This is a genomic window from Amycolatopsis sp. WAC 01376 (assembly GCF_003947415.1).
In the GTDB taxonomy this organism is placed as follows: Bacteria; Actinomycetota; Actinomycetes; order Mycobacteriales; family Pseudonocardiaceae; genus Amycolatopsis.
The window spans coordinates 435858-456752 of sequence record NZ_QHKL01000009.1 but is presented as its reverse complement, the minus strand read 5'-3'; the positions used below and the strand labels follow the sequence as shown (position 1 = coordinate 456752).

The window sequence follows — 20895 nt, the reverse complement described above, 5'->3', positions numbered from 1 at the left end:
TCCAACAATGTCTTCGAATTCAATCGAGGCAAATTTTCTTGCTCTCAAAGGAACCTCAAACGAGGTTCAAATACATAAGCTCTACTGGCTTAGTTCACTAGCACACTGTTGAGTTCTCAAGCAACACGCTTTGTTTCAAAGCGATATTCACAAGCTTTTGGTCGAGCATGCCGGATCCTACGCTGTTAGCCGTAGGGGGTCGGCGGCCGCTCGTGGGCCGACGCTGAACATTACCTGGTCCGGTTCGCGGTGTCAACCCGCTCGGCCCTGGTTCCTTGCCTCGGGGCTTTCGGCCCCGGCGGCCCGGTGTTCCTGGCGACGAAGAGAAGATTACATGCCCCGGAACCCCCTGAAAACAGGGGGGTCACTTAACGACATCGCCGCAGGTCAGCCGGCGTGAACCACTCTCATCCGACGGTCTTCAGGTAGCGGGGCGGTTTGCGGGCGGGTGCGACACGTTCGAAGTCGGCCGCGTAGGCGAGCACTCGGGCGTCCGTCCACTGCCCCGCCATGAACGAGACACCCACCGGGAGCTCGCCGACGAAACCGGCGGGCACGGTCACCGCCGGGTAGCCCGAGACGGCGGCCGGCGTCGACGACGGGATCACGTCGTTGTCGCCGGTCTTGCAGTCGGTCTTCCAGGCGGGCGGGTTCGTGGGCGCGGCGATCGCGTCCAGGCGGTACTTGGCGAGGGTCTCGTCGATCGAGCGTTTCGCCAGGTCGGTGAGCTCACGGCGCATCGCCAGGTAGCCGGGGTCGGACGGGCCGGGCGCGGCGAGTGCCTGTTCGAAGAGTTCCTGCCCGGCGAAGCAGGTCTGCTCCAGCGGGTCGGAGCGGTTGTATTCGATCAGCGCGGCGAGGTCGCGCGGGCCTTCGGGGCGCGTGGCCAGGTAGCGGTCGATGTCCCGGTGGAACTCGGTGAGCAGGGCCGGGAACTCCAGTTCACCGAGCCTCGCCTGGTACGGCGGCGTCACCTCGACGACCTCGGCGCCTGCCTTGACCAGCGAGTTCTTGGTTCGCGTCAGCACGGCGTCGACGTCCGGGCCGAGGACTGGCAGACGCCAGAGCCCGATCCGGGAGCCCTTCAGCACGCCGGGCCGGAGGTGCGCGGCGTAATCGGTCGGCTGGTTCGACGGGTACGCGCCGGTGGCCGGGTCGCTCGGGTCGCGCCCCTGGAGTGCGGACAGCGTCAGCGCGACGTCGACGACGTGCCTTGCCATCGGACCGGCGGTGTCCTGTTCGGCCGAGATCGGCACCACGCCGGTGCGGCTGACCAGGCCGAGACTCGGTTTGTGCCCCACGGTCGAGGTCATCCCGGCCGGGCAGACGATCGAGCCGTCGGTCTCGCTGCCGATCGCGACCTGGGCGAGTGACGCGGCGACGCCGGCGGCGGATCCGGCGGAGGACCCACACGGGTTGCGGTCCAGCACGTACGGGTTGTTCGTCTGCCCGCCGACGCCGGACCATCCGGAAGTGGGTTTGGCGGCGCGGAAGTTCGCCCATTCGGAGAGGTTCGCCTTGCCGAGGACCACCGCGCCCGCGTCACGCAGACGGCGGAGCAGGGTTGCGTCCTTCGCGGGCTTGCTGCGCAGAGCGCGTGAACCGGCGGTCGTTTGCATCGAGCGGGTGTCGACGTTGTCCTTCACCAGGACCGGGATGCCGTCCAACGGCCCTCGCGTCTTGCCGGCGCGACGCCGGAAGTCACTCTCCGCGGCTTGCGCGATCGCGGCCGGATTGACCGCGATGACCGCGTTCACCTTCCGGTCGACCTTGCGGATGCGATCGAGATAGGCCGAGGTCAGACCTACTGCGGTCAACCGTCCGGAGGACATCCGCGTCTGGAGCGCGGGGATGTCGGCGGCGTCGAGATCGAGAGGTTTACCGGTGGCGGAGGCCGCCGGCGCGGCTGTTGCCGCGATGGTCGCGGCGACCAAGGTCGTCAGAACTCTGAACACCGGTCGCCGCACCATCAGGTCTCCTTCGTCTAGAGAACCGGAAGCAGGGTCCGCAGCTCGTACGGGGTCACCGCGCTGCGGTAGTTATCCCATTCAACACGTTTGTTGCGCAGGAAGAAGTCGTAAACGTGCTCTCCGAGCGCTTCGGGCAGAAGTTCCGATTTCTCCATCTCGGACAGCGCCTCGCCGAGGTTCTGCGGGAGCTGGGCGTATCCGGCCGCGCGACGCTCGGCGTCCGAGAGCTGCCAGATGTTGTCCTCGGCGGGCGGAGGGAGCTCGTAACCCTTCTCGATGCCCTTGAGACCGGCGGCCAGGATGACCGAGTACGCCAGGTAGGGGTTGCACGCGGAGTCCAGCGTGCGGATCTCCACGCGGCGTGACGACGCCTTGCCGGGCGAGTACATCGGCACCCTGACCAGTGCGGAGCGGTTCGCGCGGCCCCAGGAGACGGTCGTCGGTGCTTCACTTCCACTGATCAGCCGTTTGTAGGAGTTCACCCATTGGTTGGTGACCGCCGAGATCTCCTTCGCGTGGTGCAACAGCCCCGCCACGAAAGCTTTACCCGTCGCTGACAACTCGTACGGGTCTTCGGCGTCGTAGAAGGCGTTGCGGTCACCCTCGAACAGGCTCACGTGGGTGTGCATCCCGGAGCCCGGCTGGTTGGTGAACGGCTTCGGCATGAACGTCGCGCGGACACCTTGGGTGAGCGCGACCTCCTTGACGACGTACCGGAAGGTCATCACGTTGTCGGCCATGGTCAGCGCGTCGGCGTACCGGAGATCGATCTCCTGCTGACCGGGCGCACCCTCGTGGTGGCTGAACTCGACCGAGATCCCCATCGCTTCGAGCGTCTCGATGGCGTGGCGGCGGAAGTGCGTGGCCGTCGCGTGGCTTGCCTGGTCGAAGTAGCCGCCGTTGTCCGCGGGCTCGGGTTCACTGCCGTCGTCCGGCAGGCTCGCGAGCAGGAAGAACTCGATTTCGGGATGGACGTAGCAGGTGAAACCCGCTTCGGCCGCCTTCGAGAGCTGCCTGCGCAGAACGTGCCGGGGGTCCGCCCAGGACGGGGAGCCGTCCGGCATCGCGATGTCGCAGAACATGCGCGCCGAGTACGGGCCGCCGTCCGGGGTCTCCCAGGGCAGGACTTGGAACGTGGCCGGGTCGGGCTTCGCGACCATGTCGGATTCGTAGACACGCGCGAACCCTTCGATGGCCGATCCGTCGAAGCCGATCCCTTCGCTGAAGGCGCCCTCGAGTTCGGCCGGCGCCACCGCGACGGACTTGAGGAACCCCAGCACATCCGTGAACCAGAGCCTGACGAAACGGATGTCGCGCTCTTCCAAGGTACGGAGCACGAACTCCTGCTGGCGATCCATGGCCGCACCCTAACGAGAACGTGTTAACGACATGTTTCGCGACGCGCCGATCGACCGGAAGTGGTGGATCACCCCACGAGGACCGGTTCGGGTTTCGCGGCCTTGGTGATCGCCAGCGAAGCGACCGAAGCGAGCACGGCGAGGCCTGCCGCGATGTACCAGGCGAGCGCGTAGCTGCCCGACGAATCGCGGATCGCGCCGGCGCCGAAAGCCGCCAGACCAGCGCCGAGCTGGTGGCTGGCGAAGACCCAGCCGAACACGATCGGCCCGGCGGCGCCGTATTGCCGGACGCAGAGCGCGACGGTGGGCGGGACCGTCGCCACCCAGTCGAGTCCGTAGAAGACGATGAACGCCCACATGCTCGGTTCCACCGTTCCGCTCAACAACTGCGGGAGCAGGGCGAGCGAAACGCCGCGAAGGGCGTAGTAGACGCCGAGCAGGATCCGCGGGTCCACCCGGTCGGTGAGCCAGCCGGAGGCGATAGTGCCCGCGACGTCGAAGATCCCGACGAGGGCGAGCAGCCCGGCAGCCGTCGTCTGCGGCATGCCGTGGTCGTGCGCTGCGGGCACGAAATGGGTACTGACCAGGCCGTTCGTCGTGGCTCCGCAGATCGCGAAGCCGACGGCGAGCAGCCAGAACGTCCTCGTGCGTGCTGCCGAGCCGAGCACCGAGAGCGCGCGGCGGACGGAACCACCCGTGCGGGCGACAGGGGCGTCTTCGCCGGGCTTCGCGCCGTAAGCGGTCATTCCGACGTCGGACGGGTGATCGCGAACCACCAGAAGGACGACGGGGACGACGGCCAGCGCGGCGATGGCGATGACGAGCGACGCCGTGCGCCAGCCTTCGTCGACGGCGAGGTTGGCCACGATCGGGAGGAAGATCAGCTGGCCGGTGGCGCCCGCCGCGGTGAGGACCCCGGTGACGACGCCGCGGCTGCGGACGAACCAGCGGGCGGCGACCGTCGCGGCGAAACTCATCGCCATCGAGCCGGTGCCGACGCCGACCAGGACACCCCAGCAGAGGATGAGCTGCCAGCTCGCATTCATGAACACCGTGCCGCCCGCGCCGATCGCGACGACGCACAGCGCCGTCGAGGCGACGCGTCGCATGCCGAAGCGCTCCATGAGAGCTGCCGCGAAGGGCGAGAAGAGGCCGTAGAGCACGAGGTTCACAGAGACGGCCGACGCGATCGTCGCGCGCGACCAGCCGAACTCGTTGTGAAGCGGGTCGATGAGCACGCCGGGGGCCGCGCGGAAACCGGCGGCGGCGAGCAGGGCGATGAAAGCGGCGGCGGCGACGAACCACGCGCGGTGGAGCCGGGTCTCAGGTTGCACGGGTACAGCGTCATCGGCGGCGGGCCCCGGCGGAAGCGGCTGGAAGGACACTGTGCGAAAGATTCGGGCCAAGGCCATAGGCTCTGGCCATGCGCTGCCGTCACCTCGTGCCGGCGCTGCTGCTCACCATCGGGCTCATCGGCGGCTGCGCGGGGTCACCCCCGTTGCCGCCTGCCCAGGACTACGTGAGCGCGGCGGCCGACTCCCTCGTCTCGTTGCGCAGCGTGCGGTTCACGCTCGGAGTGAACGGTGTCGTCACCGGGCTGCCGGTGCGCGGGCTCGACGGCGAGGTCAGCCTCGAGGGTGGCGCGGCCGGTAATGCCGACCTGCAGGACGACTCCGGACGGAGGAAGGTCGAGTACCGGCTGTCCGGCTCGGAGATCACGCTCAGTGGGCCTGGCGGAGAGCGGGTGCTTCCGGCTTCGGCGCCGTACACGCCTGAAGCGATGCTCGGGGCTGAAGGCGGGCTTCGGCGGCTGCTGACCGGGGCGACCGACCTGCGAGGCGAGCGGTGGGAGCGGGTGCAGGACACCGATTCGTTCCGGATCGCCGCGAAGGTGCCGGCCGCGGTGATCGGCGGGATCGTGCCGGAGATCAAGTCGGACGTGTTCGTGAAGCTGTGGATTTCGCGGGACGAGCCGCGGCGGCTGGTGCGGGTGTGGCTGCAGGTGCCGCCGACGAAGCCGGAGGAGTTCGCGGTGATGTTGGAGTTGGCGTTGACCAGGCATAACGCGGTGGTCATCGGGGGCGGGCGATAGCAAAGGTCCCTTGCTCCCCCGCTAGGAGCAGCGGGCGTCGGGAGCGGGTAGTTCGCCGTCGATCAAGTACGCGAAGCCGGCGCTGTCGACGCACTCGTTGCCGTCGAGGAAGACGGTGTGCTGCGCGCCCTCGAACGTCAGCAAAGCTCCCTTGAGGTCTCGGGCCAGGTTCACGCCGGACGCGTACGGGGTCGCTGGGTCGTCGGTGGTCGAAATGACCAGCGGCCGCGGCAGGCCGTCGATGTCCGGCTTGTGGACCTCGGAGGTGGCGGGCACCGGCCACACCGAACAGATGTCGAGTTCACTCATGTCCGGGGTGCCGCCTGCGAGGAACGGCGCGCCCTGGAGCATCCGCTGGTGGGCGCCCTCGATGACGCGCCTGTCGGCGATCCGTGTGCTGTCGACGCAGCGCACCGCGAAGTACACGTCGAGGATCCCGGTGTACCGGCCGTCCGTCTCGCGGCCGTAGTAGTTGTCGGCGAGCGCGACCAGGGTTTTGCCGCTCCCCCGGTTCAGCTCGGCGAGCCCGTCGTTGAGGAACTTCCACGCGTCGGCCGAGTACAACGCGGCGCTGGTCCCGGTGATGGCGTCCTCGAAGGAGAGCTTGCGGGGCCCCGCGGGCACCGGGTCGGTGGTCAGCGGCCGGACCAGGTCCTGGAAGACCTTCGTCACCGCATTCGCGTCACGGCCGAGCGCGCAGTCCTCGCGAGCGACGCACCACTTGCCGAATTCGGCGAACGTGTTCTGGAAGCCCGCCATCTGGGTGACCAGCGATTCGGCGGTGTCGAGTTCGGGATCCACCGCACCGTCGAGGAGCAGCGCCCGCACCTTGTCCGGGTAGGCCTCGGCATAGGCGGTCCCGATCTGCGTGCCGTACGAAAAGCCCAGGTAGGTGAGCTTCTCGTCGCCGAGAGCCGAGCGCAGGACGTCGAGGTCGCGGACGACGTCCCTGGTCCCGATGTTGGCGAGCAGCTCTTTACCGTGCTTCGTGCGCTCGGCACACTTCGCGGCGTACGTCCTGGCGTCGGCGAGTTGCTTCGCGATCCCGTCGGGCGTCGAGTCGCTTTCGGAGTCCTCGGCGCGGTCCGCGTCGCGTTCGGCGTCGGTGAGGCAGACGAGCTTCGGATCGCTGGTCCCGACACCGCGCGGATCGAATCCGACGATGTCGAATCGCTCGGCGAGCGCCGCCGCCGGCCGGGACTTCGCGATCCGCGCGGCAGCGGAGACGCCTGATCCACCGGGACCGCCGGGATTGAGTACGAGGGAGCCGATCCGCCTTTCGACCTCCTTCGTCTTGTGCCGGAGAACGCCGATCGAGATCGTCTCGCCATCCGGCTTCAGGTAGTCGAGTGGCACGGTGAGCTTCGCGCAGTCGAACGCCTTGTCCGCGAAAGACGCGCACGCTCCCCACACCAGCTCCTGCCGGGTGAACTTCTCAAGCGCCTTCGGGTCCGGAGTCGGTGACACGGTGGTCGTCGGAGACGCCGTCGGCACGGGCTGCGGCTGCTGCGTCGTGCAGGAAGCGACCAGCACGGCGACAACGAGCACGGCCGGAACGCGGCGAAGGCTCATCTCGCGATCTTCGCAGCGTCCCGGCCGGTCAGGGGCCTTCGCGCCGAACTCGTTACTTGGCGGTGCAGCGGGTGCCTTCGTCCGGCAGGGCGCCGTCCACCAGGTAATCGATGCCGATCTTGTCGACGCACGAGACGCCCTGGAGGAACACCGTGTGCTGGTTGCCCTCGAACGTCAGCAAAGCTCCCTTGATCGCTTTCGCGAGGTTGACGCCCGCCTGATACGGGGTCGCCGGGTCGTTCGTGGTCGAGATGACCAGCGTCTTCGGCAGGCCTTCGACGTTGGGCAGGTGCGGCTCCGAGGTGTTCGGCACGGGCCAGAAGGCGCAGGCATCGCGCGCGGAACCGTCCGGTTTGCCGTCGTCGAGGAACGGCGCCGCCTGCGCGTATCGCTTCTGCGCATCGAGGAGCTTCGCCGGATCGGTGACCCGCGGGTCGTCCACGCACCTGATCGCGACGAACGCGTCCTGCGTCGTCCCGTAGCGGCCGTCGGCGCCGCGTTCGTTGTAGAGATCGGCCAGTTTCTCCAGGCTGTCACCGCGCTGGCGCTTCAGGTCGTTGAGCGCGGTGTTCAGCGGTTCCCAGAGATCTTCCTGGTAGAGGGCCTGTATCACCCCTGTCGTCGCGTCCTCGTACGACAGTTTCCGGCCGTCGCTGACCGGCACCGGGAAGTCGATCAGCGGCCGCACCAGGTCCTGGAACGCCTTCGTCACGCCGGCGGCGTCGCGCCCCAGCGCGCAGTCCTCACGCGCGGCGCACCAGTTCGAAAACTCTCCGAACGCCTTGCCGAAGCCCTGACCCTGCGCGACGAGCGACTCCACCGCGTCCTGCTCCGGGTCGACGGCCCCGTCGAGCACCAGCGCGCGGACGTTCGCCGGGAACGCCTCCGCGTAGGCGGATCCGATCCGCGTCCCGTAGGAGTAGCCGAGGTAGCTCAGTTTCGGATCTCCGAGGACCGAACGCAGGACGTCCATGTCCTTGACGACGTCACGGGTGCCCACGTTCGCGAGCATCGAGGGGCCGTGTTCGGTCCGCTCGGCGCACTTGGCCGCGAAGTACTGGGACTCGGTCTCCTGCTTTTTCACTCCCTCGGGTGACCCGTCCGTCTCGCTGTCGTCCGCCCGGTCCGCGTCGCGTTCGGTGTCGGTCAGGCAGCGGATCTGCGGCTGGCTCGCGCCGATGCCGCGCGGGTCGAAACCGACGATGTCGAAGCGTTTGCCCAGCGCGTTCGTCGACGTCCGGGAGGCGAGACCGGCCGCGGCCGCCATCCCGGAAGCGCCGGGGCCGCCGGGATTGACCACGAGCGCCCCAATCCTTTCGTCGGTTTCCAGTGCCTTCCGGCGCAAGAGACCGAGCGTGATCGAGTCGCCTTCAGGTTTCGCGTAGTCGAGCGGGACGGTCAGCCGGGCACATTGTGCGTCCTTCACTCGAAACGCCGCTTTTGCGTCATCGGATGTCGCGTAGGGTGCACAGTCGGCCCAGGTCAGACTCTGCCCGTAGAACTTCTCGAGTCCCGCGGGCACCGGTCCGGTCGGAGCGTGCGACTCGGTGGCCGGAGGCGGCGGCTGAGTTCTACCCTCTCCCGACGAGCACGCGGCGAAAGTGACGGCGAGCAGGCCGGACAGCGTGATCGCGGCGAATCGACGGGCACGGGACCTGGCGCTGACATGAGTGGACACGGTTGGATCGTGCCATCGGCCGTGGAACTCGGCCGCACCACCACCGCGTTGGTGATACGAGTGCGGACGGCAGAAGAGCAGACGGGAGCACAGGGGTGGCAGCACTGATCAGCCGGGTGGGCAAGAAGCTGCGCCGGATCATCCAGCGGCCGGGCAGCGTCGAGCTGACCCGCTACGAAGCGCTGCTGCCGGCCATCGAGAAGCTCGAGCCCGAGTTGGAGAAGCTCTCCGACGAGGAGCTGACAGAGCGGGCCGGCAAGCTTCGCGACGCCGCTTCCTTCGGCAACGACCAGCTGGTCGAGGTCTGCGCGCTCGGTCGTGAGGCCGCGCGGCGGGCCCTCGGCGAGCGTGCCTTCGACGTCCAGCTGCTGGGCACGATGGGCCTGCTCAGCGGGCATATCGTGCAGATGGAGACCGGTGAGGGCAAGACGCTGGCCGGTGCGCTGGCCGGCGCCGGGTACGCCCTGCGCGGTAAGCACGTCCACGTCGTCACGGTGAACGATTACCTCGCCCGTCGTGACGCGGAATGGATGGGACCGATCTACGACCTGCTCGGCGTTTCCGTCGGCTGGATCGAGCCCGCTCACTCCCGCGACGAGCGCCGCGAGGCGTACGCGAAGGAAGTCACGTACGGCGCCGTCAGCGAGATCGGCTTCGACGTACTGCGCGACCGCCTGGTGACCCGCGAAGAGGACCTGGTCCAGCGCGAGCCCGAGGTGGCGATCGTCGACGAAGCGGACTCCGTGCTGGTCGACGAGGCCCGCGTGCCATTGGTGATGGCGGGGTCGATCGACCACACCGACGCCGACGAAGAGGTCGCGAACATCGTGCGGCGGCTGCGGCTCGGGCTGCACTACGAGACCGACGCCGACGGCCGCAACGCCTGGCTGACCAAGGCGGGCGCGTCGGTGGTCGAGAAGGCCCTCGGCGACGACATCAACCTCTACGACGAGACGGGCTCGGACAGGCTGCCCGCGGTGAACGTGGCGCTGCACGCGCACGCGCTGCTCACCCGCGACGTCGACTACCTCGTGCGCGACGGCAAGGTGCAGCTGATCAACGCCGCGCGCGGCCGCGTAGCCGAACTGCAGCGCTGGCCGGACGGTCTCCAGGCCGCCGTCGAGGCGAAAGAGCAGGTCAAGGCGACCGACCGGGGCGAGATCCTCGACTCGATCACCGTGCAGGCGCTGCTCGCGCGGTATCCCGAGGTCGCGGGGATGACCGGTACCGCGGTCGCGGTCGCCGAGCAGCTGCGCGAGTTCTACAAGCTCGAGGTCGCGGTCATCCCGCCGAACACGCCGAACATCCGCGAAGACCAGGAGGACCGGATCTTCGGGTCGCCGTCGCAGAAGCTGCGCGCGATCGAGGAGGAGATCCGGCGGGTGCACGAGTCCGGGCGGCCGATCCTCGTCGGCACCCAGGACGTCGCCGAATCCGAAGAGCTGGCCGAGAAGCTGGCGAAGGCCGACCTCGAATGCGTCGTGCTCAACGCGCGCAACGACGCCGAGGAAGCCGAGATCATCGCCGACGCCGGCAAGAAGGGCGCGGTCACCGTCTCGACCCAGATGGCCGGTCGCGGTACCGACATCCGGCTGGGTGGCAAAGACGGTGACGGCCGCGACGAGGTCGTCGAACTGGGCGGCCTGCACGTGATCGGCACCGCCCGGTACCCGTCGAGCAGGCTGGACGGTCAGCTGCGCGGCCGGTCCGGACGGCAGGGCGACCCGGGCAGCGCGGTGTTCTTCGCCAGCCTGAACGACGAACTCGTGCTGTCGAACGCGCCGGACATCCCCGAGGGCATCAGCTCCGACGTGGGCAGCGGCGAGATCGTCGACCCGGCGGCGCTGCGGCAGATCAACCACGCGCAGCGTGTCGCCGAGGGTGTCGACCTGGAGATCCACCGGAACACCTGGCGCTACACGCGGCTGATCGAGCGGCAGCGCGGCGAGCTGCTCGAGCACCGGGACAAGGTGCTGCGGACCGCGCACGCGGCGGAGATGCTGGAGAAGGCGCACCCGGAGAAGTTCAAGGAGCTTTCGGAGGCCGTCGACGACGAGGCCCGTGTCCACCAGCTCTGCCGGGAAGTGCTGCTGTTCCACATCGACCAGCTGTGGTCGGACCACCTGGCGTTCCTGACGGACGTGCGGGAGAGCATCCACCTGCGGGCGTTGGCGCGGGAGACGCCGATCGACGAGTTCCACCGCGCGGCGATCCCCGAGTTCCACAAGATCATCCCGGAGGCGGCCGAGCGGGCGGCGAAGACGCTCGAAGAGGCCGAGATCACCGAGAACGGGATCGACCTCGGTGACGCGGGAGTGCGGCGGGCGAACACGACGTGGACCTACCTGGTGCACGACAACCCGTTCGACTCCGACTTCGAGCAGACCATCAAGAAGGTGCGGAGCATGATCAAGCGGAAGTAGCGCGCGGTCCTGAGCAGGGAGCGGGGGACCTTTGCTATCACTCTCTTTCGGAGAGCGATAGCAAAGGTCCCCCGCTCTCTTTTCGCCCGGCCGTCCCCAGGTGGGCGATTCGGCACATCCAGTCGTCCCCGCGGACGCCGGTGGGTGAGAATGTCGGCATGCCGCAACTGCGCATCGCACTGGCCCAGGTCAACACCACCGTCGGGGACCTCGAAGGCAACGCCGAGCTCACCGTCGAGTGGACTCGCAAAGCCGCCGAAGCAGGCGCCCACGTCGTCGTCTTCCCGGAGATGTCCCTCACCGGCTACCCCGTCGAGGACCTCTCCCTCCGCCCGACGTTCGCCTCTGCCTCGAAGCAGATGGTCGAAGCGCTCGCCAAGCGGCTCGAAGAAGCCGGATGCGGCGAGGTGCTCACCTACGTCGGATACCTCGACCTGGACGAGACCGGCCCGCGCGACGCGGCGGCCGCGCTGTACCGCGGCGAGGTGGTCGCCCGCCAGTTCAAGCACCACTTGCCCAACTACGGCGTCTTCGACGAGCACCGCTGGTTCAAGCCGGGCCACGATCTCGAAGTCGTCCGCTTCCACGGCGTCGACGTCGGCATGGTGATCTGCGAGGACGTCTGGCAGGACGGCGGCCCGATCTCGGCGCTGGGCAAGGCCGGCGTGGACCTCGTGGTCGCGCCCAACGCTTCGCCTTACGAGCGCGCGAAGGACGACATCCGCCTGCCGCTCATCGCCCGCCGCGCGGCCGAGGCCGGCGCGCCGCTGGTGTACACGAACCAGATCGGCGGGCAGGACGACCTCGTCTTCGACGGCGACTCGATCGTGGTCGGCGCGGACGGCCGGTTGCTGGCGCGCGCGCCGCAGTTCGTCGAGCACCTGCTCGTCGTCGACACGGACCTCGAGTCGGGTGGACACACCGCCGAGGGCGAGTTCGAAGGCCTCCGGGTCAAGCGTCGCGTGCTCAGCGAGGACCCGGTTCCGGCGTACAGCGCGCGCAACGAGTCCGCGATCAGCGAGCCGCTGTCGGACGAAGCCGAGGTGTGGCACGCGCTCGTCGTCGGCCTGCGCGACTACGTGCACAAGAACGGCTTCTCGTCGGTGACGTTCGGCTTCTCCGGCGGCATCGACTCGGCGGTCGTGGCGGCGCTGGCCGCCGACGCGCTGGGCGGCGACAACGTCTACGGCGTTTCGATGCCTTCGGAGTACTCCTCGGAGCACTCGAAGGGCGACGCCGAGGACCTCGCCCGGCGCATCGGCGCGCACTACCGCGTCGAGCCGATCGCGGACATGGTCAAGGTCTATGTCGAGCAGCTTCAGCTGACCGGCCTCGCCGAAGAGAACATCCAGGCCCGTGTCCGCGGCATGCTGCTGATGGCACTGTCCAATCAGGACGGTCATTTGGTGCTTGCCACCGGCAACAAGACCGAACTCGCCGTCGGCTACTCGACGATCTACGGCGATGCCGTCGGGGCCTTCGCGCCGATCAAGGACCTGTTCAAGACCCACGTCTGGCATCTGGCCAAGTGGCGCAACGCGGAAGCCGAGAAGAACGGCGAAACCCCGCCGATCCCGGAGAACTCGATCACCAAACCGCCGTCGGCCGAGCTGCGGCCGGGCCAGCTGGACAGCGACTCGCTGCCCGACTACCTGATGCTCGACGACATCCTCGACGACTACATCGAGGGCGACCGCGGTTACGTCGACCTGGTCGACGCGGGCTTCGAGCCGGAGACCATCGACCGCGTAGTGCGGATGGTCGACAAGGCCGAATACAAGCGCCGCCAGTACCCGCCGGGCACCAAGATCACGTTCAAGGCGTTCGGGCGGGACCGGCGGCTTCCGATGACCAACGGCTGGCGCGAGGGCACTGTCGTGACCCGCTCAGCTCAGCGCGACCTGCTTCCCGGCTGAGTTCGTCAGCACTGCCACCAGGCCGGGCTTCGTGTCACGCCGGACGAGCATGTCCATCCCGAGTGCGCGGACCGCGGCTTCGACCGCGGCAGGCTCGGGGTGGACACCGGTGACCATGAGCAGCGGAATGGACGGAAGGCCCCGTGTCGTCGGATGCGGGGTGCTCCCCCAGTCGATGAGGAACGGCGCGAGTCCGCCGAGACCGCCCGCGCCGGTGAGCCGCCAGGTCAGCAGTTCGCCGTCATCGGTGGTCCGCGACATCTCGGACGCTTCGCCCGGGTCGTAGCCGCGTTCGCGTGCTTCGGCGATCGCCTCGTCGATACCTTCGACACGTGCGGCCCAGGTGACCAGGGCGGGCGCGGTCAGCTCGTCGACGCCGAACGGGCGCGGCCCGATGTGCTCGGGCTGATCCGGGTCGGGGCCGACCACCTCGAGATAGGCACCGGCCCCCAGATCGGCCAGGTAGTTGGCCGTACCGAAACCGATATGCCTTCCGCCGCGTACAGGCGTGACGCCGGTCAGCTCGGCGACGCGCGCGACGGCCTCTTCGAGGTCCGGCCCGGCGTACACGAGGTGATCAAGCACGAGGTCGCTCATGCCCATACTCCTACCGCAGCCGACGCTCTGGCGGCACCGCGGCATGGTGGTGAACCCGAAAACTGTCGGACCGGTCTCGTACCCTGGGCATATGACGGCACCGGGCTACTCCGTGTTCGGCACCGCGATCGGCGACTGCGGCATCGCGTGGAGCGAACGCGGGGTCGTCGCGGTCCAGCTTCCCGAGGGCAGTGAAGAGAAGACGAGGGCGCGACTGACCACGCGCCTTCCCGAAGCGGCCGAATCCACGCCGCCGGGCGAGGTCCAGCACGCGATCGACGGGATCGTCTCGTTGATGGACGGCAAGCGCACGGATCTCACCGGTGTCGACCTCGATTACGAAGGAGTACCGGACTTCCACCACAAGGTGTACGAGTTCATCCGCACGATCCCCGCGGGCAAGACGCTGACGTACGGCGACATCGCGAACATCCTCGGCATGCCCGGCGGGGCACAGGCCGTGGGGCAGGCGATGGGCCGGAACCCGTTCCCGATCATCGTGCCGTGCCACCGCGTGCTCGCCGCCGGCGGCAAGGACGGCGGGTTCTCCGCGCGCGGCGGGGTCGCCACCAAGCGCCGGATGCTGGTCATCGAAGGCGCTTTGGCGGACGAACCGACGTTGTTCTAGTCGCTTGGGGTTCTAGTCGCTTGGGGTTCTAGTCGCTTGGGGTTCTAGTCGCTTTGGGCAGGCGACCAGGGCTTGAGCCAGGGCGTCTCCGGCCAGCCTTCCGCGGCGGCCATCAGCGGGATCGCCGTCGCGCCGTCGATGTGTTCGCGGATGATGTCTGCGTGCCCGGCGTGCCGCGCGGTCTCCTCGATGAGGTGGAGCAGCACCCAGCGGACCGACCACGCGTCGACGTCCTGCGGGTACCAGGGCACGCCCTTCGGCACCGGGACCGGCTGGCCGAGGTCGGCGATACCGGCGATGACGTCCGCGGTGCGGCGGGCGACCTCGTCGTAGCGCGCGAGGACGCTTTCGACCGTCTCGTCCGGGGTCATCACGTAGCCCGCTTCGTACTCCTTCATCGTCTCGTCCATCGGCTTCGAAGGCTTCTGGAGAAGGATGTCGATCCAGCCGTCTTCGACGGTCGCGGTGTGCTTGATCAGGCCGCCGACGCTCAGTGAGCTTTTGGTCGGGACGGCTCTGGCCTGTTCTTCGGTGAGTCCGTGCGCCGCGATCCGCAGGACGTGGCGCTGCTGCTCGAGGTAGGCGAGGAGACCTTCGCGCTCGTCGGCGACCGGGGGAACGTTTCCAGCCATGGTGGCTCCTTCCGTCGGGAAGGGGATCATGGCATCCGGCACCGGCTTCTTGCGGCGATTCGGCCCGGAAGAGAGCAAGGGACCTTTGCTATCGCTTCTCTCGACGTCGAGAGAAGCGATAGCAAAGGTCCCTTGCTCCCCCGCTAGCCCTGCGGGCGGACGAACGGGAACAGCACTGTCTGCCGGATCGACGCCCCGGTCAGCATCATCAGCAGCCGGTCGACGCCGATGCCGAGCCCGCCGGTCGGCGGCATGCCGTGTTCGAGCGCGAGCAGGAAGTCCTCGTCCAGTTCCATCGCCTCGACGTCCCCGCTCGCCGCACGCAGCGACTGGGCCTCCAGCCGTCGCCGCTGCTCGAGCGGGTCGGTCAGCTCGGTGTAGGCGGTGCCGACCTCGGAGCCGAACGCGATCAGGTCCCAGCGCTCGGCCAGTCGCGGATCGACGCGATGTTGCCGGGTCAGCGGCGAGACGTCGGTCGGGTAGTCGGTGTAGAACGTCGGCAATACGGTCGCGCCTTCGACCAGATGCTCGTGCGCCTTCAGCACGAGATCGCCGTGCCCGGCGTCCTCGTTCACCGGCACTCCCGCCGCGCGGCAGAACCGCTGGAGTTCGGCGACCGAGGTGCCCGCGTCGATCTTCTCCCCGAGCGCCGCCGAAACGGCTTCGTGGACCGGGATCACCGGCCAGTCACCGGAGATGTCGTACTCGACGACCGTCCCGTCCGGCCCCGGACGGCGAACGACCTGCGCGCCGTACGCGGCTTCCGCGGCGCACTGTACGAGTTCCCGTGTCAGGGTCCGCATCGTGTTGTAGTCGGCGTACGCCTGGTACGCCTCCAGCATGGTGAATTCGGGGTTGTGCGTCGCGTCGACGCCTTCGTTGCGGAAGTTCCGGTTGAGCTCGAAAACGCGCTCGACCCCGGCCACGCACAGCCGCTTCAGATAGAGCTCGGGGGCGATCCGCAGGTACATCCGCATGTCGTAGGCGTTGATATGCGTGATGAACGGGCGGGCGTTGGCGCCACCGTGCACGGTCTGCAGCATCGGCGTCTCGACTTCGAGATAGTCACCCTGGTGCAGCCGTTCCCGCACCGCGCGCACCACGGTCGAGCGCATCCGCAGCATCGCCGTCGAATCCGGGTTCACCGCGAGGTCGAGGTAACGCTGCCGCACCCGCGTCTCCGGGTCGGTGAGGCCCTTTCGCTTGTCCGGCAAGGGATGCAGACTCTTCGCCGTGACGGTCCACTCGTCGACGAGCACCGAGAGTTCCCCGCGCCGCGACGTCACGACCTGCCCGCTCACGCCGACGTGGTCGCCGAGGTCGACGCCCCGCCGCCAGCCGCCGAGGTCGAGCACGGAGGCGTCGAGCATGAGCTGGATTTCGCCGCTGAAGTCCTTGACCCGCGCGAAGCAGAGCCCGCCGAGGTTGCGCAGCGCGAGCACCCGTCCCGCGACGCGGACCCGGTGGCCGGTGTTGCTGTCCGGGCTCAGATCACCGAACTTCGAGACGACGTCACCGAGCAGATCCTCCCGGGCGAAACCGACCGGATAGGGGTCGATCCCGGCTTCCCGCAAGCGATCCAGTTTCGCCATCCGCACGCGAACCTGGTCGGGCCGCCGCACCTGTTTCGGCGCGGGAGTGGCCGCGTTCGCTTCGATGCGGTGAACCTCGGCGACGAATTCATCGGTGACCGTCTCCAGTTTCAACGCCCGTGCCGACCGTCCGGTGGGGACGAATCCTTCGAGCGCGCCGGCGACGATGCCGACCCGCGGCAGCCGTCGAGCCGAGGAGTAGCACAGGAATCGCGGCTCCCACTCCGGACCGTACTTGGCGTTGGACCGGTAGAGCGATTCCAGCTGGAAGAACCGCGACGCCATGCTGAGCACGCCGCGCCAGGCGCGCAGCACCGGGCCAGCGCCGATCCGCTCGCCCTCGGAGAAGACCGCGCGGAACATCGCGAAGTTCAGCGAAATCCGTTGTGCGCCAAGGTGCGAACTGGCCGCCACGACCTCGGCGACCATGTACTCGTTGAGCCCGTTTTCGGCGTCGCGGTCACGCCGCATCAGATCAAGGGAAAGGCCGCGACGGCCCCAAGGCACGAAGGACAGCATGCCGCGAAGCTCGCCCTTGGCGTCGTACGCCTCCACCATCACGCTGCGGCCGTCGCTCGGATCTCCGAGCCTGCCGAGCGCCATCGAGAACCCGCGTTCGGTCTCCGCACCCCGCCACTGCTGCGCCTGCAGCAACAGCCTCGCCATTTCGTCGGCCGGGATTTCGCTGTGGCGCCGGACTTTCGTGGTGTATCCGGCCCGTTCGATCCGTTTGACCGCTTGGCGGACCGAGCGGCGTTCCGGCCCGGCGAGGCTGAAGTCACGCACGTCGAGGACCGCTTCGTCACCGATTTCCAGCGCGCGCAGGCCCGCGTCGGCATAGACCTTCGCGCCGCGTTCGCTCGCGCCGAGCACGCCGGGAGTCCAGCCGTAGGTTCGCGCCTCGTTCAGCCAGGCGCGGACCGCGTCGGGCCAGGCGTCGGGATCACCGATGGGATCCGCGCTCGCGACACTGGTGCCCGCGAGCACGCGATAGGCCACGGCGGCGCGGCCGTTGGGCGAGAAGACGACACTCTTCTCGCGCCTAGTGGCGAAATAGCCCAGAGAGTCGTCTTCGCCGTGTTCGGCCAGAAGGCGACGTACGCGCAGTTCTTCCTCGTCCGTCCTCAAGCGACGGCTACGCACCCCGCGGAACAGCGTGTACAACGCCGCCGTCGCGACGGCCGTCGCGCTGAGGTCGAGCACGAGGTCGAGCCAAGCCGGTCCTTCGCCGATGCCGACCCGGCGCAGCTGGATGTTCTCACCGGTCGTGTGGTTGACGACCCAGGCGAACCGTGCCCAGGTGTCGGCGAGCCGGCCGGGAAAGGCCTCGCTCAAGCCCCAGCCGACGAGAATGACCGCGGCCAAACCGCCGAAAAGCACCGTGAAGCCGTCGCGCCAAGCGCCCGGCGCGAGCCTGGCGGGGAACGCGGGACGCAGAATCCAGAGGAAAACGATCATGCCGATCGAGATCAGGTCGGCGATGGCCAGCACCCACACCTGGTGCGGAATGTGCCGGACCTGCCACGGCCCCAGTTTCAGCAGCTCGGGCCACCACAGCAGAGCGGCCTGGAAGGCCAGCGTCACCGCCAGACCGCCGACCTGGAACAACAGCAGTGTGTAGAGCGCGGCGCGTTTGCGGCGGCGGAGCGCGGCGCCGAGGACGACGAGCAGCAAAACGATCACGAGACTCGCGTTCGTCGGGATGCTCAGTGCCGAGAAGGCGACGTCACCCGTCTTGAGCACCGGCCCTTTCACTCCACCGGCGAGCAGGAGGATCACCGAGAACACGGCCGCGAGCTGCACGAGGGTGGCGACGATTCCGCCGGCCCTCGCCTTCCACGGCGAGACTCGGCTCACTGGGTTTCCCATTCTGGCCCTTCGCGCTACACACAGGTGATCGACAGCTGTACTACTTGACGTCACACAACCCTGTGTGGTTGTCAACGATCATCATCCTCTGGTCTGAATTTCCTCATCCGCAGGCGTGACGCCGTGGTGTGAAGCTGGTCGCAGGGCCTTGGGACGGTCATATCCGCATGTCACGCTTGGCCTGTTCAGCTCCACGACCCGGGGACCTCTTCGAGGCCTCGAGGGAAGGACGGTCGACAAGGATGTCTGCCACCGAAAAGGATTCCGGCGAGCTCGCCGCCCCGTACGGGACCGGCGCGGCGCCCCAGCCCGCATCTGGGAAGAAAGTCCGCGTACATCACCTTCGCGACATGAAGGAGCGCGGCGAAACCTGGCCGATGCTCACCGCCTACGACATGTACACCGCTGCGCTGTTCGACGAAGTGGGCATTCCCGTGTTGTTGGTCGGGGATTCCGCGGCGAACAACGTCTTCGGTTACGACACTTCGCTTCCGGTGACCGTGGAGGAACTGCTTCCGCTGGTCCGCGCGGTGACCCGGTCGGTGAAGCGGGCGCTGGTCGTCGCCGATCTGCCGTTCGGCTCGTACCAGCTTTCGCCGCAGCAGGCGCTGGAGACGTCGGTGCGGTTCATGAAGGAAGGCCGCGCGCACGCGGTGAAACTCGAAGGCGGGCGGAAATTCGCTCCGCACGTCGAGGCACTGACGTCGGCCGGTGTCCCCGTCATGGGACATATCGGATTCACCCCGCAGAGTGAACACAATCTGGGCGGCTACCGGGTCCAGGGACGCGGCGAAGCAGCCGAAGCGCTGCTCGCCGACGCGCTGGCACTGGAGGAGGCCGGGGCCTTCGCGGTCGTCATGGAGATGGTGCCCGCCGAAGCGGCGAAGCGGATCACGCACGAACTGAAGATCCCGACCGTCGGCATCGGCGCCGGGCCAGACTGCGACGCGCAGGTGCTCGTCTGGCAGGACATGGCCGGGCTTCGGCGCGGCAAGACCCCTCGCTTCGTGAAGAAGTACGCGGACCTCGCCGGCGTGCTGGCCGGGGCCGCGTCCGCGTTCGCGGAGGACGTCCGGCGAGGCGAGTTCCCCGCTCCGGAGCACTCGTTCCACGACTGACCTGCCTCTGACCTGCAAAAAGAGAGCAAGGGACCTTTGCTATCACTCCCGTCGAGGAGGGCGATAGCAAAGGTCCCTTGCTCTCCTCGGCGGCGACTGTGTGGATTTTGAGTCATCTAACGCACCAAAATCCACACAGTCCGTCAGCACCGTTACGCGGAGTACAGGATGTGTGGATATAGGGACACTCAACGTCCCTATATCCACACACCCCGCCCGCTAAGCGGGCGCGATAGCAAAGGTCCCTTGCTCTCTTTTGGGGTGGGCCGTGCACGACGACCCTCCTTTAGTCGTTCACGTATATGAACTTCAATCATGTCCTTGACGCACATTCGTAAAGAGGCTTAACGTCTAGCCCGTCGCCGCCACGACCGAGCTTCGATCCCTCGACGAGGAGGACCACGGATGCGTGTTCGTGAGCGGGTTCTGGCCATTGCGACCGGTGCCGCCTTGCTGTCGACGCTGGCGGCGTACCCCGCACAGGCCGCGACGGTCCGCGTAGGGACTTCGGAGCAGCTGACGGCGGCGCTTGCTTCGGTCACTCCGGGCACCGTCATCGAACTCGCGGCCGACACGACCTTCGCGGGCAATTTCAAGGCGGCGAAGAGCGGGACTTCCAGCAGCCGCATCACGCTGAAGGGGCCGCGAAGCGCGGTCATCAAGGCCTCGGCGGGACGCACGCTCGAACTCACCGGCAGCTACTGGAACCTGACCGGCTTCACCCTCACCGGTGGCCAGAAGGGCCTGATGGCGACGGGCGTCAAGAACACCGTCGTCGACGGCATCAAGGTCACCGGCGTCGGCCACGAAGGCATCCATTTCCAGTACACGAGCACCGACAACGTCGTGAAGAACTCCGAGGTGACCGACACCGGCCGCGAGTACGCGGGCTACGGCGAAGGCATCTACTTCGGTTCCGCGAAGGGCAACTGGCCGGGCGGGACGCCCGACCGGAGCGACCGCAACAAGGCGCTGAACAACAAGATCGGCCCGAACGTGCGGGCCGAGTCGATCGACATCAAGGAAGGCACCACCGGCGGCGAACTGCGCGGCAACGTCTTCGACGGGACCGGGCAGAGCGGCGAGCACTTCGCCGACAGCTGGGTGGACATGAAGGGCAACAACTACGTGGTCGCGGACAACAGGGGCAGCAAGGTCTTCGTGCACGACGCGACCTACGGCGGCTTCGAGGTCCATGTCCAGCTGGACGGCTGGGGCCGCGGCAACACCTTCTCCGGCAATACCGCGGACGTGCAGTCCTCCTACGCGTACGGCTTCTATCTCGTGAAGGCCGCGACGGGGAACAAGGTCTGCGCGAGCAACAAGGTGACCGGAGCCGGGAAGGGATTCGCGAACGTGGCCGCCACGGCGGGCTGCTGACGCGACCGAAGACCGGGGGCCCGCTCAGCCCGGCGGCGGGGGCGGGCCCCCACCCTTCGGACACTCGCCG

Annotated in this window: 14 protein-coding genes; 6 read left to right on the top strand and 8 right to left on the bottom strand. The window is 67.9% G+C overall.

What is annotated here, in order from left to right:
• Window positions 1-407: 407 nt before the first annotated feature.
• The 3 genes from DMH03_RS37575 to DMH03_RS37565 form a co-directional block, all read right to left on the bottom strand.
• Window positions 408-1970 (bottom strand): amidase, encoded by a 1563-nt coding sequence (locus DMH03_RS37575; RefSeq protein WP_125796722.1) that lies wholly within the window; start codon window positions 1968-1970, stop codon window positions 408-410.
• A 14-nt stretch (window positions 1971-1984) separates the two neighbouring features.
• On the bottom strand, window positions 1985-3328 hold the full coding sequence (glnA, locus tag DMH03_RS37570) for a type I glutamate--ammonia ligase (RefSeq protein WP_037303423.1): 1344 nt from the start codon (window positions 3326-3328) through the stop codon (window positions 1985-1987).
• A gap of 68 nt (window positions 3329-3396) precedes the next feature.
• Entirely contained in the window at window positions 3397-4662 is a 1266-nt protein-coding gene (locus DMH03_RS37565) for an MFS transporter (protein ID WP_125796721.1), read from the bottom strand.
• An 89-nt stretch (window positions 4663-4751) separates the two neighbouring features.
• Here DMH03_RS37565 and DMH03_RS37560 point away from each other — a divergent pair, with 89 nt between their 5' ends.
• A complete protein-coding gene (locus DMH03_RS37560; protein ID WP_125796720.1) occupies window positions 4752-5420 on the top strand; it encodes an LppX_LprAFG lipoprotein in 669 nt (222 codons plus the stop codon).
• Window positions 5421-5441: 21 nt separating this feature from the next.
• On the opposite strand, the gene DMH03_RS37555 is transcribed toward DMH03_RS37560, so the two are convergent.
• Window positions 5442-6992, bottom strand: a complete 1551-nt coding sequence (locus DMH03_RS37555; RefSeq protein ID WP_125796719.1) for an alpha/beta hydrolase — start codon at window positions 6990-6992, stop codon at window positions 5442-5444.
• Window positions 6993-7044: 52 nt separating this feature from the next.
• The gene (locus tag DMH03_RS37550; protein WP_199749178.1) at window positions 7045-8616 is read right to left on the bottom strand and encodes an alpha/beta hydrolase; all 1572 of its coding nucleotides are present in this window, start codon (window positions 8614-8616) and stop codon (window positions 7045-7047) included.
• A 149-nt stretch (window positions 8617-8765) separates the two neighbouring features.
• On the opposite strand from DMH03_RS37550, the gene secA2 reads away from it, so the two are divergent.
• On the top strand, window positions 8766-11093 hold the full coding sequence (gene secA2 / locus DMH03_RS37545) for an accessory Sec system translocase SecA2 (protein WP_125796718.1): 2328 nt from the start codon (window positions 8766-8768) through the stop codon (window positions 11091-11093).
• A gap of 158 nt (window positions 11094-11251) precedes the next feature.
• A complete protein-coding gene (locus tag DMH03_RS37540; RefSeq protein ID WP_125796717.1) occupies window positions 11252-13009 on the top strand; it encodes an NAD+ synthase in 1758 nt (585 codons plus the stop codon).
• Here DMH03_RS37540 and DMH03_RS37535 read toward each other — a convergent pair.
• Window positions 12980-13606, bottom strand: a complete 627-nt coding sequence (locus DMH03_RS37535; protein ID WP_125796716.1) for a VOC family protein — start codon at window positions 13604-13606, stop codon at window positions 12980-12982. The genes DMH03_RS37540 and DMH03_RS37535 overlap by 30 nt on opposite strands.
• 91 nt (window positions 13607-13697) lie before the next feature.
• On the opposite strand from DMH03_RS37535, the gene DMH03_RS37530 reads away from it, so the two are divergent.
• Window positions 13698-14234: a methylated-DNA--[protein]-cysteine S-methyltransferase gene (locus tag DMH03_RS37530; RefSeq protein WP_125796715.1), complete on the top strand. Its 537-nt coding sequence runs from the start codon at window positions 13698-13700 to the stop codon at window positions 14232-14234.
• Window positions 14235-14278: 44 nt separating this feature from the next.
• Here DMH03_RS37530 and DMH03_RS37525 read toward each other — a convergent pair whose 3' ends face one another.
• Together DMH03_RS37525 and lysX are read right to left on the bottom strand one after the other, a co-directional pair.
• Window positions 14279-14866 carry a DinB family protein gene (locus DMH03_RS37525; protein ID WP_125796714.1) on the bottom strand — a complete coding sequence of 196 codons (588 nt, stop codon included), beginning with the start codon at window positions 14864-14866 and terminating at the stop codon, window positions 14279-14281.
• 143 nt (window positions 14867-15009) lie between these two features.
• On the bottom strand, window positions 15010-18327 hold the full coding sequence (gene lysX, locus DMH03_RS37520) for a bifunctional lysylphosphatidylglycerol synthetase/lysine--tRNA ligase LysX (RefSeq protein ID WP_125796713.1): 3318 nt from the start codon (window positions 18325-18327) through the stop codon (window positions 15010-15012).
• A 242-nt stretch (window positions 18328-18569) separates the two neighbouring features.
• Between lysX and panB the strand changes: the two genes are divergently transcribed.
• Together panB and DMH03_RS37510 are read left to right on the top strand one after the other, a co-directional pair.
• The gene (panB, locus tag DMH03_RS37515) at window positions 18570-19445 is read left to right on the top strand and encodes a 3-methyl-2-oxobutanoate hydroxymethyltransferase (RefSeq protein ID WP_125796712.1); all 876 of its coding nucleotides are present in this window, start codon (window positions 18570-18572) and stop codon (window positions 19443-19445) included.
• Window positions 19446-19850: 405 nt separating this feature from the next.
• Window positions 19851-20825: a right-handed parallel beta-helix repeat-containing protein gene (locus DMH03_RS37510; RefSeq protein ID WP_125796711.1), complete on the top strand. Its 975-nt coding sequence runs from the start codon at window positions 19851-19853 to the stop codon at window positions 20823-20825.
• Window positions 20826-20895: the final 70 nt, after the last annotated feature.

Bases quoted from the DNA above. Each gene is read 5' to 3' on its own strand.
- DMH03_RS37575 (WP_125796722.1), bottom strand. From the start codon at position 1,970: ATGGTGCGGCGACCGGTGTTCAGAGTTCTGACGACCTTGGTCGCCGCG.
- glnA (WP_037303423.1), bottom strand. From the start codon at position 3,328: ATGGATCGCCAGCAGGAGTTCGTGCTCCGTACCTTGGAAGAGCGCGAC.
- DMH03_RS37560 (WP_125796720.1), top strand. From the start codon at position 4,752: ATGCGCTGCCGTCACCTCGTGCCGGCGCTGCTGCTCACCATCGGGCTC.
- DMH03_RS37555 (WP_125796719.1), bottom strand. From the start codon at position 6,992: ATGAGCCTTCGCCGCGTTCCGGCCGTGCTCGTTGTCGCCGTGCTGGTC.
- DMH03_RS37540 (WP_125796717.1), top strand. From the start codon at position 11,252: ATGCCGCAACTGCGCATCGCACTGGCCCAGGTCAACACCACCGTCGGG.
- DMH03_RS37535 (WP_125796716.1), bottom strand. From the start codon at position 13,606: ATGAGCGACCTCGTGCTTGATCACCTCGTGTACGCCGGGCCGGACCTC.
- DMH03_RS37530 (WP_125796715.1), top strand. From the start codon at position 13,698: ATGACGGCACCGGGCTACTCCGTGTTCGGCACCGCGATCGGCGACTGC.
- DMH03_RS37525 (WP_125796714.1), bottom strand. From the start codon at position 14,866: ATGGCTGGAAACGTTCCCCCGGTCGCCGACGAGCGCGAAGGTCTCCTC.
- lysX (WP_125796713.1), bottom strand. From the start codon at position 18,327: ATGGGAAACCCAGTGAGCCGAGTCTCGCCGTGGAAGGCGAGGGCCGGC.
- panB (WP_125796712.1), top strand. From the start codon at position 18,570: ATGTCTGCCACCGAAAAGGATTCCGGCGAGCTCGCCGCCCCGTACGGG.
- DMH03_RS37510 (WP_125796711.1), top strand. From the start codon at position 19,851: ATGCGTGTTCGTGAGCGGGTTCTGGCCATTGCGACCGGTGCCGCCTTG.